The 13,258-nt window shown below is 72.9% G+C and carries 7 protein-coding genes and 1 pseudogene; 1 reads left to right on the top strand and 7 read right to left on the bottom strand.

All coding sequences use genetic code 11. The annotated features are described in order from the left end of the window. Positions 1-27: 27 nt before the first annotated feature. The gene (gene guaA / locus MTQ10_RS03900) at positions 28-1,608 is read right to left on the bottom strand and encodes a glutamine-hydrolyzing GMP synthase (protein WP_247462219.1); all 1,581 of its coding nucleotides are present in this window, start codon (positions 1,606-1,608) and stop codon (positions 28-30) included. A gap of 348 nt (positions 1,609-1,956) precedes the next feature. On the opposite strand from guaA, the gene MTQ10_RS03895 reads away from it, so the two are divergent. Next, positions 1,957-2,253, top strand: a complete 297-nt coding sequence (locus tag MTQ10_RS03895) for a chorismate mutase (protein WP_247462217.1) — start codon at positions 1,957-1,959, stop codon at positions 2,251-2,253. A 611-nt stretch (positions 2,254-2,864) separates the two neighbouring features. On the opposite strand, the gene MTQ10_RS03890 is transcribed toward MTQ10_RS03895, so the two are convergent. The 6 genes and pseudogenes from MTQ10_RS03890 to MTQ10_RS03865 all read right to left on the bottom strand — a co-directional run. Continuing rightward, positions 2,865-4,619, bottom strand: a complete 1,755-nt coding sequence (locus tag MTQ10_RS03890; RefSeq protein WP_247462258.1) for a GMC oxidoreductase — start codon at positions 4,617-4,619, stop codon at positions 2,865-2,867. Positions 4,620-4,774: 155 nt separating this feature from the next. Beyond that, positions 4,775-6,400 (bottom strand): succinic semialdehyde dehydrogenase, encoded by a 1,626-nt coding sequence (locus tag MTQ10_RS03885; RefSeq protein WP_247462256.1) that lies wholly within the window; start codon positions 6,398-6,400, stop codon positions 4,775-4,777. Between the two features lie 310 nt (positions 6,401-6,710). Then, entirely contained in the window at positions 6,711-8,213 is a 1,503-nt protein-coding gene (locus MTQ10_RS03880) for a serine/threonine-protein kinase (protein ID WP_247462216.1), read from the bottom strand. After that, entirely contained in the window at positions 8,189-9,742 is a 1,554-nt protein-coding gene (locus MTQ10_RS03875) for a serine/threonine-protein kinase (protein ID WP_247462214.1), read from the bottom strand. Before MTQ10_RS03875 ends, MTQ10_RS03880 begins: the two co-directional genes overlap by 25 nt. A 142-nt stretch (positions 9,743-9,884) precedes the next feature. After that, a complete protein-coding gene (locus MTQ10_RS03870) occupies positions 9,885-11,660 on the bottom strand; it encodes a serine/threonine-protein kinase (protein ID WP_247462212.1) in 1,776 nt (591 codons plus the stop codon). 231 nt (positions 11,661-11,891) lie between these two features. Further along, a pseudogene (locus MTQ10_RS03865) lies at positions 11,892-13,258 on the bottom strand (serine/threonine protein kinase); the annotation flags it as partial.

The raw sequence follows: 13,258 nt of genomic DNA, 5'->3' as shown, positions 1-13,258 counted from the left end.
CCGGTGGGGGCTGCCGCCCCGCCCGGCCTACTCCCACTCGATGGTCCCCGGCGGCTTGCTGGTGACGTCGAGGACGACGCGGTTGACGTCCCGCACCTCGTTGGTGATGCGGGTGGAGATCCGCGCGAGGACGTCGTACGGCAGCCGCGACCAGTCGGCGGTCATGGCGTCCTCGGAGGAGACGGGCCGCAGCACGATCGGGTGGCCGTAGGTGCGGCCGTCGCCCTGGACGCCGACGCTGCGGACGTCGGCGAGCAGCACGACGGGGCACTGCCAGATGTCCCGGTCGAGGCCGGCTGCGGTCAGCTCCTCGCGGGCGATGGCGTCGGCCTCGCGCAGCAGGTCGAGGCGCTCCTTGGTGACCTCGCCGACGATGCGGATGCCGAGACCGGGGCCGGGGAAGGGCTGGCGCTGGACGATCTCCTCGGGCAGGCCGAGTTCCTGGCCGACCATGCGGACCTCGTCCTTGAACAGCTTCCGCAGCGGCTCGATCAGCTTGAACTCGAGGTCCTCGGGGAGGCCGCCGACGTTGTGGTGCGACTTGATGTTGGCGGTGCCGGTGCCGCCGCCGGACTCCACGACGTCCGGGTAGAGCGTGCCCTGCACGAGGAACTCCACGGCCGGGCCCTCGTCGGCGATGATCTCGGCCTGCGCCTGCTCGAAGACGCGGATGAACTCCCGGCCGATGATCTTGCGCTTCTGCTCGGGGTCGGTGACGCCCTTCAGCGCGTCGAGGAAGCGCGCCTCGGCGTCGACGACCTTCAGCTGGACGCCGGTCGCGGCGACGAAGTCCTTCTCGACCTGCTCGGTCTCGCCCTTGCGCATCAGGCCGTGGTCGACGTAGACGCAGGTCAGCTGGGAGCCGATGGCCTTCTGCACGAGGGCGGCGGCCACGGCGGAGTCGACGCCGCCGGACAGGCCGCAGATCGCGCGCTTGTCGCCGACCAGTTCGCGGATGGCCTCGACCTGCTCCTCGATGACGTTGCCGGTGGTCCAGGTCGGCTTCAGCCCGGCGCCGCGGTACAGGAAGTGCTCCAGCACCTGCTGGCCGTGCGTGGAGTGCATGACCTCGGGGTGGTACTGGACGCCGTAGAGCTTCTTCTCGTCGTTCTCGAAGGCGGCGACCGGGACGACGTCGGTGGACGCGGTGACGGTGAAGCCCTCGGGGGCGGCGGAGCAGGCGTCGCCGTGCGACATCCACACGTGCTGCTCGGCCGGGGTGCCCTCGAAGAGGGTGGAGGACGGCTTGGAGACGTGCAGGTCGGTGCGGCCGTACTCGCGGGCGCCGGTGTTGTCGACGGTGCCGCCGAGGGCCTGCGCCATCAGCTGGAAGCCGTAGCACATGCCGAAGACGGGGACGCCGGCCTCGAAGATCTGGCGGTCGAGGCTGGGGGCGCCGTCCTCGTACACGGACGACGGGCCGCCGGAGAGGATGATCGCCGCGGGCTTCTTGGCGAGCATCTCCTCGACCGGCATGGTGCTGGGGACGATCTCGCTGTAGACCCGGGCCTCACGGACGCGACGGGCGATGAGCTGGGCATACTGCGCGCCGAAGTCGACGACCAGGACGGTGTCGGGGGCGGCGGCAGCGGAGGGCGCTGATGACACGGGAGCCTTCCGGCGGTGGGGCGGGGTCCTTGTGCTGGCCAATTCTACCGAGGCGGCCGGACGGCCTCGTCCGATCCGCCAGGGGTACGGCCCGACAGTCGCGCATCTCACGATGCGAACCGGCTTGGACGGCCGGGGCGGGCGCGGCATACTGGCCGCATGCTCTCGCAGACCACGTACTTCTTTACCTATGGCACCCGGCCCGCCGGCTGCCATGGTCGTGCTGCTTGAGCAACTGATCGAGCGACTTCCCAGGCGCCCCGGGCCGAAAAGGTCCGGGGCGCTCTGCGTGGATCACGGACCTTGCCGATCCGGGGCACCGCATCCATCCGACGAGGAGCCCCAGAGATGACCGCGACCACCACCGAGTCCACGGAGAAGACGGGCGCGCACACGGCCGAGGCCGCCGAAGTGATCACCGGCGCGCGGGAGCGTATCGACGCGCTCGACGACCGGATCATCGGCCTGATCCAGGAGCGGATGGCCGTCTCCGCCGTCATCCAGGAGGCGCGGATCGCCTCCGGCGGCCGGCGCGTGAACCTCTCCCGCGAGATGGAGGTGCTCGGCCACTACAGGGAGGCGCTGGGCAAGCCGGGTACGGCGCTGGCGATGACGCTGCTGGAGCTGTGCCGGGGCCGCATCTGAGGCGGGGGCGCGGCGGCCTCGCACTTGAGTTCACGGCCGCCTCTCACCCGTACGGCGCGTGACCGGCCCTGGGCGGCTTCGTTGGTACCGGTGTCCGTGCCAGCCAGGGGCGGGCCCGATAGAACCACGCGTGGCTCACTGGAGCGATGAGACGTACGGAACGTGCCGTGCGTCGTGGGACCTCGCTCCAGGGAAGTGACCGGACGGCAGGGGACAGCAGCCCGGTCACCCAAGAGAACGGCCGGCTCCGGGGACGCCCGGGGCCGGCCGGCGGGAACGGCGCATATATGCATCAAGTCTGGGTCGAAAGGTTGCGGGCACCGGGTTCGTCCAGCACGATGCATAGAAGGCCGTGAAGCCCCAAGTCCCCTTATCCACAACTGCATTGCCCGTTCCCACGGACCTCTCACGTCCCACCGTCGGAGGTCCGGACCATGCGAAGCGGGCCGGCCCACAGCCACCGCGGCGGCGTTACCCCCCGGCGCCGCCTCCCAGGCACCGGCGCTGCCCTGACGCCGGTGCTGACGAAAGGAAGGGCCCCGCGGGCGCACCCCGCGGGGCCCTTCGCATGCGCGGACGCGATCCGCTTCCGGACCGCACAAGGCCGCCCGCTACTTCGCCTTCGGCGGCACCGTCGGTATGCCCAGGAACGGGAGGCGCAGGGCGGCGAAGGCTTCCTGGGGGACCACCGGGTGCTTGGGTTCGATCGGGGTGAGGCGACGGTAGGGCTCGTGCTGGGCGGGGCGCGGGTCGTCCTCGCCCTTGTTGGGCCAGTACGACATGGCGCGTTCCGCCTGTGCCGTGATCGTCAGGGACGGGTTCACGCCCAGGTTCGCCGTGACGGCGGCGCCGTCGACGACGGAGATGCCGGGGTGGCCGTACAGGCGGTGGTACGGGTCGATGACGCCGGTCTCCCGTGAGGCGCCGATGGGGCAGCCGCCGAGGAAGTGCGCGGTGAGGGGGGTGCCCATCAGCTCGCCCACGTTGGAGCCGGCGAAGCCGTTGATCTCCGCCGCCAGCGCCGACGCGCCCTCCGACGCCGCCTTGATCTGCTTCGGGTTGGGAGCGCCGTGCCCCTGTCGTGCCGTCAGCAGACCCTTGCCGACGCCGGACGGTTTCAGGTACGTCGTCAGGGAGTTGTCCAGGGACTGCATCACCAGGCCGATGATGGTCCGCTCCGACCAGCGCCGGTTGGAGAGCGAGCGCAGGACGAGGAGGGGGTGTTTCGCCGCGTTCCTCAGCCAGGCGCCGACGCGTGAGCCGCGCTCCACGTACGGCACCTGGAGGATGGACAGGCCGCCCATCGAGTTGGAGCCCTTGCCGTAGCGGACGGGCTCGATGTGGGTGTTCTCGTCGGGGTGGATGGACGACGTGATGGCCACGCCGCGCGTGAAGTCGGCCTTGGGCGCGCCGGTCGCCTTGCGGTAGCGGCGGTCGTCGGTCTGTGCGCCGACGAGTGCCTCGGAGTTGGTGCGGGTCAGCTCGCCGAGGCGCGGCGACAGGTACGGCAGCTGGCCGGTGGCCTTCATGCGGTGCAGGAGGGTCTGGGTGCCGTAGGTGCCCGCGGCGAGGATCACCCGGCGTGCGGTGAAGGTGCGGCTGCGGCCCTTGCGGCGGTTGTCGGTGGGGAGGGTCTTGACGGCGTATCCGCCGCGCGAGTCGCCGGTGACGGCGACGACCGTGGTGAGGGGGTGGACCTTCGCGCCGGCCTTCTCCGCGAGGTAGAGGTAGTTCTCGTTGAGGGTGTTCTTCGCGCCGTGCCGGCAACCCGTCATGCACTCGCCGCACTCGGTGCAGGCCTTGCGGTCGGGGCCGACGCCGCCGAAGTACGGGTCGGGGACCTGCTGGCCGGGCTTGGCCTTCGCGGTGCCGTCCGCGTCCTCGCCGTCGCCGAAGAAGACGCCGACCGGTGCCATGTGGAAGGTGTCACCGCAGCCCATGCGCTGCGCCGCCGCCTTCAGGTGCACGTCGGACGGCGTCATGGTCGGGTTGAGGCGGACGCCGAGCATGCGGCGGGCCTGGTCGTAGTACGGCTCCAGCTCCTCCTGCCAGTCGGTGATGTCCTTCCACTGCGGGTCCTCGAAGAAGGGCTTCGGCGGTACGTAGAGGGTGTTGGCGTAGTTGAGGGAGCCGCCGCCGACCCCGGCGCCCGCGAGGACCATGACATTGCCCAGCAGATGGATGCGCTGGATGCCGTACAGGCCGAGCTTGGGGGCCCACAGGTAGTTCTTCAGGTCCCAGCTGTTCTTCGGCAGGGTCTCGCGGGTGAAGCGCCGGCCCGCCTCCAGGACACCCACCGAGTAGCCCTTCTCGGTGAGGCGCAGGGCGGAGACCGAGCCGCCGAATCCGGAGCCCACGACGATCACGTCGTAGTCGTAGCCGTCGCCGTCGTCCCGCGTCTCCTTCCGCGTCTCCTCCGGCGCGGAGTCGTGCGGGGCGGCATCCAGGGAAGCGTCCTGTGGCACGTGCCTTCTCTCCTTCGAGTGTGCTGTGCGGGCGGCCCGGCGGCCCCCCGGGCGGCTCAGCGGAAACGGAACGCCTTCATCAGGCGCAGGCTCGTGCTCATGAAGGCCGCGTACTTCTCGTCGTCCATGCCGAACGACGGCGCCATCGGCAGCAGCCGCTGATGGGCGACGGTCTGCGCCTCGGTGTACTTGAGGATGCCCTCGGAGCCGTGCCGGCGGCCGAGGCCGGAGTCCTTCATGCCGCCCATCGGGGACTGGACACTGCCGTACGCGGGCGCGTACCCCTCGTTGATGTTGACGGTGCCGGTCCGCAGCCGGGCGGCGACCTGGCGGCCACGGCGGGCGTCCTTGGTCCACACGGAGGCGTTCAGGCCGTACGGCGTGGCGTTGGCCCGCCCGATCGCCTCGTCCTCGGAGCGGAACCGGTAGACGGACACGACCGGGCCGAACGTCTCCTCCGTGCACACGGACATCGGCTCGGTGACGCCGTCGAGGACGGTCGGTTCGAAGAAGTACGGCCCCGCGTCCGGGCGTGCCACCCCGCCCGCCAGCACCTTCGCGCCCTTGGCGACGGCCTCCTCGACATGCCGGCGTACGGTCTCCAGCTGGCGTTCTCCGACCAGGGAGCCCATGTCGGCGCCGTACGCGAGAGAGGTGCCGAGGCGCATCGCCTTCGTACGGGCGACGAAGCGCTCGAGGAAGGCGTCCGCGATCGCCTCGTGGACGTACAGCCGCTCGATGGAGATGCACAGCTGGCCGGCGGAGGAGAAGCAGGCGCGGATCGCGCCGGCGGCGGCCTTCTCGATGTCGGCGTCCTCCAGCACCAGCATGGCGTTCTTGCCGCCGAGTTCGAGGGAGACGCCGACCAGGCGGGCGGCGGCGCGCTCGGCGACCTCGCGGCCGGTGCGGGTGGAACCGGTGAAGGAGACGTAGTCGGCGTGGCGTACGACCGCCGGGCCGACGACCGGGCCGTCGCCGATGACGACCTGGAAGACGCCGGAGGGCAGGCCCGCCTCGATCAGCAGGTCCCTGGCCCACAGCGCGGTCAGGCAGGTCTCGGTGTCGGGCTTCATGACGACGGCGTTGCCCGCGACGAACGCCGGCAGCGCGTCGCCGACCGACAGTTCCAGCGGGTAGTTCCACGGGGCGATCTGGCCGACGACACCGCGCGGGTGACGCAGCTCCACGACTTTCGTCAGCGCCGGCATGGCGCCCGCGTGCCGCTTCGGCTTCAGATACGCGGCGGCCCTGCGGCCGTAGTGGCGGGCCGCGATGGCGACGGCCTGCACCTCCTCGTGCGCGTGCAGCCGGGCCTTGCCGGTCTCCAGCTGGATCAGATCGAGGATCTCGGCCTGGCGTTCGAGGACGAGGTCGTGGAAGCGGAGCAGTACGGCGGCACGCTCCCGCACCGGCACCTGCGCCCACACGGCCTGTGCGGCGCGGGCCGCCTCGAAGGCGCGGGCGACGTCCTCGGGGGTGGACTCGGGCAGGTCGGCCAGCTTCTCGCCGGTGAACGGGGTGTGGTTGGCGGTCCGGCCCGAACCGACGACGTCCTTGGTGAGCCGCGCGACCAGGTCGGGGGTGACCACGTCGGCGGCGGTGCGGGCGCCCGCGGGGGCGGGGGCCAGGGGGTTGGTGGTCCGCTGCGGGCCGGTCGTGTCCGGCGTGCTCTGTTCGGGCATGGTCGTGTCCGAGGCCTGCGAGTCCGTCATGGGCCGCAGGGTATGCCCGGCCGGAGCCTTTGTGTACCCGTCGGTAATCGGGATTCACCGACTGCTCACACGGCGCCAGTGCTCACTGGCAACAAATGCGCTGATCAGGGCATTGTCGAAGCGGATCGGGCACGATTCGATCTCGGGCGGTCGGCCGGACACACCGCGCCGCCACCAAAGCGCCCCGGAGCGCCCGTGCCGTCTTCATGCGCGCGCCCTGGCAGCAGCGGCGCCCGCCCCACGGCCGTCTGCGCCGACGACGAACAGACGCGGCGCCCTCTCAGGGCTTGTCCACGTCCAGGTTGGCGATCGCCAGCCGCGCCACCTCACGTCCCCGCGCGGTGAAGTCGCCCTTGCCCGGATAGGAGACGGTCAGCTTGTACATGTCCCCGGACTGCGTCCGGTAGTAGAAGATCTGCATCTCGCGCGGGCGGGGGTGCTCCCTGTCGTCGGTCTTGAACGTGACCGTCAGCAGCGCGGCCTCCCTCCCCTGGAAGGTGCGGTTGCCGTCGACGACGGTGACCGGGTTCTCCGGCATGTCGTAGGCGTAGGAGCCGCGCTTCTTGAACTCGGCCTGGTCCTCGTACATCTCGGCCGCCGCCGACGCCGCGATCTCGCCCAGGTTGTCCTCGGACTTCCGCTCCAGGCTGAGGTCCAGCCAGATGCTGCCGCTGGGGTCCGCGTAGCCCACCCGGTGCCGCTTGTCCGTCTTGGAGTCGGGGACGGAACGCTCGTAGGCGTCGGGCGCCGCGATCGTCGCACGCAGCGTGCCCTCGTGATGGGTGTCCCAACTGTCGGGCAGCGGACCGGCGAACGGGTCGGCGAGCAGCAGGTACCCGGCGACCGCCGCCGCGACCACCGCCGCGCCGAGCCCGAACCACGTCTTGCGGCCGGGCCGGAAGCCCCGCCGGGGCGCGTCGGCGTACGTCACCACCTGGGTCGGCGTCGCGGGCACGGGCGCCGGCGGCTCGGCGGCGGCCTCCAGCAGGGCGCGTACCTGGGGTGCGGTGGGACGGTGTGCCGGATCCTTCTGCAGCAGGCCGTTGATGGCCTCGGCGAGCGGGCCCTGCGCGGAGGCGGGCGGGGCGGGCACGGCGTTCAGGACGGACTGGAGAGTGGCGGGGGTGTTGCTGCGACGGAACGGCGAGACGCCCTCCGTCGCCGCGTACAGCACCACGCCCAGCGACCACAGGTCGGAGGCGGGGCCGGGGCGCTGGCCGAGGACGCGCTCCGGCGCGATGTACTCGGGCGAGCCGACGAAGGCGCCGGTGTCGGTCAGATTGGTCTCGCCCTCGATCTGGGCGATGCCGAAGTCGGTGAGGACGACCCGGTCGTGCCGGCCGAGCAGGACGTTGTCCGGTTTCACGTCCCGGTGCAGGATGCCCGCCGCGTGCGCGGCCTCCAGCGCGCCGAGGACCTCCAGGCCGATACGGGCGGCGTCGCGCACCCCCAGGGTGCCTTCCTGGAGGACGTCGCCGAGGGAACGTCCCTGCACCAGCTCCATGACGATCCACGGCCGGCCGTCGACGACGGCCACGTCGTGCACGTTCACCACCGCGGGGTGGTCGAGCCGGGCCGCGGCACGCGCCTCGCGGCGCATCCGCTCGTAGGCGTTGGCGCGCTCCCTCTCGGGCAGGTTGTCGGGGACGCGGGGTTCCTTGACGGCGACCTCACGGTCGACGGTCTCGTCCTTGGCCCGCCACACGGTGCCCATGCCGCCGTGCCCGAGCTTGGCGAGCAGCCGGTACCGGCCCGCGATCAGCCGCCCGGCGCCGACACCCACACGTCGTACATCCGCCCGTTCTGCTCCCAGCACAGGTCGTAGGTGTGCCGGGGGCCCTCGGCCGCGCTGAAGCCGTCCCAGGTGAACTCCCAGAGCGCGGCGGGCCGCCCGCCGTGGCTCGTCGCGGTGACGCGGCCGTCGCGGTAACCGGGGTTGTTGTCGGGGCCCTTGGCGGCGGCGCGCCGCATCACCGCGAGCGGCCCGCCCGGTTCGGGGTCGGTGATCTTGATGCCGAGGCGGTAGGTCTCCCCCGGCGACAGGTAGAAGACGCGCTGCCCCTGCGGGTGCCGGGTGAAGCCGTCCGGCACGGCGAGGGTGAACCCGGCCGGGTCCTCGGCGAGCCGGTAGCCGGACGGCGCGGTGGGGCGGCCGTCGGAGGAGGCCCCGCCGACGGCCGCGGGGGTACGGGTGGCGGAGGGCGTCGGTGTCGGCGTGCCGGGGCCCGCGGTGGCCGGGGGCGTGCTGCGGCCGGGGCGGCCGTCCTCGCCGCTGTGCCGGGGTGAGCTGACCGGGGTGCCGTCGCCGGCGCCGTGGTCGTTCATCAGCAGGGCCGCCGCGGACACACCCGCGCCGGCCACGGCGGCGGCCAGCAGCGCCGACACCAGCATGCCCCGTGCCGAGTACGTCCGGCGGGCCGGGGTGACCGGGTTGTCGGGCCGGGTCGGTGTGTAGGGGACGGGCGTCGGCGCGGGCGTACGCCCCGTGTCGAGGTAGGCGCGCAGCAGGCGTTCCGCCTCGGCGGCGGGCATCCGCCGGTCCGGGTCGCGTTCCAGCAGGCCGCGTACGACCGCTTCGATCGGCGCGGCCTGCGGCGGCGTACGGATCTCGTCGAAGACGACGGCGTGCAGGACCCCGCCGAGGGAGTCGCGGCGGAACGGCGACTCGCCGCTGAGGGCCGTGCACAGCAGGGCGCCCAGGGACCACAGGTCGGACTCCGGGCCGGTACGGGCGCCGGACATCCGTTCGGGTGCCGTGTACTCGGGGGAGCCGACGAAGGAGCCCGTCTCGGTGAGGGTGGTGGCACCGGCGACCTGAGCGATGCCGAAGTCGGTGAGGACGACACGGCCGGTGCCGGACTCGACGAGGACGTTGGCGGGTTTGATGTCGCGGTGCAGCACCCCGGCCGCGTGGGCGGTGCGCAGCGCGCCGAGGAGGGCGACGCCGATCCGGGCGGCCTCGGCCGCGTCGACGGGTCCTTGCCGGGCGATCCGGTCGGCGAGGGAGCCGCCCTCGATCAGTTCCATGACGATGTACGGCCGTTCGCCGCACTCCACGATGTCGTGGACGACGATGATGTGCGGGTGGCGCAACTGTGCGACCGCGCGCGCCTCGCGCAGGGTGCGATCGTGCTGACGGCGGGCCTGGGCCGCGTCGAGCTGCTCGTCGAGGGCGATCTCCTTGACCGCGACCTCACGTCCGAGCAGTTCGTCGGTGGCACGCCAGACGACGCCCATGCCGCCGCGGCCCAGCCGGGTGTGCAGCCGGTAGCGGCCCGCGATCGTACGGACGCCGTCCCCCTCGGTCCCCATGCGCCCCATCATGCCCCACCGGACGTGCCGCCTCCGCGTGACCAATCGGCCAGAAGGGGCAAGGCACCGGCTTGAAACGGGCCGGACGGGGACGGGACGATACGGGACGAAACCCGACGCAACCCCACGAGTTGAGCGGCGGTCAGGACGAGGCGGGCTGCCAGCCGCGCAGGATCTCCTTGAACTGCTGCTGCGCGGTGGGCCAGTCGTCGACCGGGACGGACAGGTAGAGGGCGTACTCGACGCCGTCCGGCGCCACGTACGCCTGGTCGACGGCGCGGCGCGGGCCGGGGAAGGGGGAGTCCTTGGCGAGCTGCGTCCAGGTGTACTCCCAGACGGCGGACTGCCGGTCCCGGTAGAGGGTGCGCCGGATGTCGAGCCGCTTGTAGTCGACGAGCCGGTTCTCGATCTGCCCTTCCAGGTCAAGGAAGTGCTGGTGCGGGTCGTTGTAGTCGGGGTCGGTGTCGACCGACACGCGCAGGAAGTGTTTCCCGCCGTCGCCCGAGTAGTCGATCTGGGTGAGGGTGCCGTCCTCGCTGCGGCCGGCGACCTTCCGCGTCCAGCCCTCGGGCACGTTGAGCGTGAACCCCAGCGGGTCCTGGACCCGCGTCCAGCCGTCGGGGACATGGGCGGTGCCGCCGCCGGCCGCCGAGGCGGTGGGGGTGGGGGTGGTGCCGGAGCCGGACGTCGTGGCGGGGGAAGCGGACGAGGTGGTGCCGCCGGTCTTCCCGTCGCGGCCCTGGTCCCACTGCTGGATCACCACGGCGGTGCCCGCGCCGACGACCGCCGCGACGGCCACGACCAGCGCGACGAGCCGCAGTCTGCGCGGGCGGCGGCCCGGCGGCTCGGGTCCCGTGGGCCCGGCCGGCGGGTAGGGGGCCGTACCGCCCGAGGCGTACGGCGTCGTCGACCCGGCGGACGGGGTGTGGGGGCCGGCGGACGGGCCGCGGGTGCCGTACGGCGTGCCCGGGCGGCCGGTGCCGGCGCTGCCGGTGTCCACGGGGGTCGGCGGGTGTGCCTGCCCGCCGCCGTACGTCCGGCCCTGTCCGTGGTGCGGCCCGGCGTGCTCGGCGGTCGGGACGTAGGCCTGCGCGGCGCCGGGCGTGCGACCCTCGGCGGCTTCGGCGAGCATCTGCTCGGTCTCGGCGGCGTCGGGTCTGCTCGCCGGGTCCTTGCGGAGCAGCGCGGCGATGACGGGGGTGAGCGGGCCGGCGTTGGACGGGGCGTCCGCCTCCTCCTCGACGACGGCCTGCATGGTGGACAGCGGTGACGTCCGGCGGAACGGCGATCTGCCCTCGACGGCCGTGTACAGGGTCGCGCCCAGCGCCCACAGGTCGGAGGAGGGGCCCGGGTCGTGGCCGCGGACGCGTTCGGGGGCGAGGTAGTCGACGGAGCCGACGACCTCGCCGGTGCGGGTGATGGTCGTGTCACCCTCGATCTGGGCGATGCCGAAGTCGGTGAGCAGGACACGGCCGTCGTGGCCGAGCAGGACGTTCCCGGGCTTCACGTCGCGGTGCAGGACGCCCGCGGAGTGCGCGGCGCGCAGCGCGCGCAGCACCCACAGGCCGATTCGGGCGGCTTCCTCCGGTGCGACGCGGCCCTGTTCCTTCACGGCGTCGGCGAGGGAGCGGCCCTCGACCAGCTCCATCACGATCCAGGGCCGGCCGTCGTGTTCCAGTACGTCGTGCACGGTGACGACGGCGGAGTGGTTGATGCGTGCGGCGGCCCGCGCCTCGGCGCGGGTGCGGGCCAGCAGGACGGCCTGCTCGCTCTCGGAGACGTAGAGAGCTGCGGTCAGCTCCTTGATCGCCACCGCCCGGTGCAGCAGCTCGTCGTGGGCGCGCCACACACGGCCCATGCCGCCGCTGCCGATGGAATCGGCGAGCCGGTAGCGGCCCGCGAGGAGCAGGCCCTGCATCTGATTCACGTTGCCCCGCAATGCTCTTGACTGAGCCAGACTAAAGACCGGCCCGGATTCCGGGAACGTCAGGGGTGCCACGGTGACCGCACTGTGACGGTTCCCCCTGGTGCGGGGGCCGTTCGGCGGCCGGCCCGCGACCGGGGGCAGTTCGCCGGGCACTTGCGGTGCACGGCGGCGGCGCCGGGAGCGGCGCGCGGCACTCGGGGCCCACACGGGCGGTGACGGGGGTCAGCCCGCCGGCTGGTACGTGGTCGACGCCTGCTCGTACAGCCGTGTCACCTCGTCCCGTTCGGCCTCTGGTCCGCGCACCTGCACTATGTGGTAGCGGCCGTCGACCAGCACGGCGAGGTTGCGCACGTACAGCTCGCGGCCGTCGCCGCCGGACCAGGTGAACTGGCCTTCCGCCATGGTGCGCCCGCCGACCTGAATGGTCTTCAGGCCGCTCGCGGTGGCCCAGGTGGAGTCCCGGTAGGGCTGGATCTCGTGCTCCTTCTCCCGCTGGTAGACCATCGGATCGCTGCCGTAGGTCGCGGCGCTGTCACGGCCGGGTACGACGATCAGCTCGAAGTCGCCGTGGGAGTAGACGACCTGGCCGCGGCCGTTCTTCGGGGTGCGCTGCCAGCCGTTGGCGACGGCTATCCGAAAGCCCGCCGGGTCGGAGCGCAGGGTGAAGCCGTCGGCGACCTGGGTGCCGCCCCCGGACGAGGCCTCCGTGGAGGCGGCCGGGCCTTCGCTGTCGCCGCTGTCGCCGCCCGGCGTGGTCTGGTCGGGCCGGGGCGCGCTGCTCGCCTCGGGCGCCCCGGAGACGGGGGCGGCCTCACCGGTGGCGCCGGTCCGGTCGCCGACGGGGGCGCTGCCGGTGTCGCTGCCGGCCTTCGGCATGAACAGCATGGCGTACGCGACCGCTCCGGCCAGCAGCAGCAGTATGAGCAGCAGCAGCCTGCGGCCGAGGCTGCGCGGGGAGCCGGAGCGGGCGGAACGGGCGTCCTGCCGGGCCCGCTTGTGCCGGCCGTGCGGGCTGTCGGCGGGCAGTCGGGCGCGCCGCCTGCGCACCAGCTCGCCGCGGCGCCGCACGATCGGCAGCCGGCGCGGGTCGGTGGGCGGCGCGGCGATGACGTGCAGCCCGGCCTCCGGCTCGGGCGCGGAGCGCACCAACGAGCGGAGCCAGCCGCGCAGTTCCTCCACGTCGGGGCGTTCCAGGGGGTCCTGGCGCAGCAGTGACTCGACGACGGGGCGCAGCGGCCCGCACTCCTCGGCGAACGCGGGCGGCTCGGCGCACACCATCTGCACCAGCTCGGCCGTGGACTCCTCCGGGTAGGGCGCGTGTCCCTGTACGGCGCGGAAGAGCAGCGCGCCGAGGGCCCACAGGTCGGTGGCGGGGCCGATGGGTGCGGCGAGCTGCCAGTTCTCGTGGACGGGTCCGGCCTGTTCGGGTGCCCAGCGTTCGGTGACGGCGCCGACGACGGCCATACGGGCCTGCCGGGCCCGCTCGGCGGCGAGCGCGGTGGTGGGGCCGCGGTGCGCGGGGATGCCGGCCGCGGGGGCGTCCCAGCGCGCGGTCCCGGCGGGTGCGGCGGAGGCGGCGGGGCTCAGGG

It is taken from the genome of Streptomyces sp. XM83C (genome assembly GCF_023072675.1).
Lineage (GTDB): Bacteria > Actinomycetota > Actinomycetes > Streptomycetales > Streptomycetaceae > Streptomyces > Streptomyces thermocoprophilus.
The sequence above is the reverse complement of the archived record's forward strand: the minus strand, read 5'-3'. Positions and strand labels throughout refer to the sequence as shown.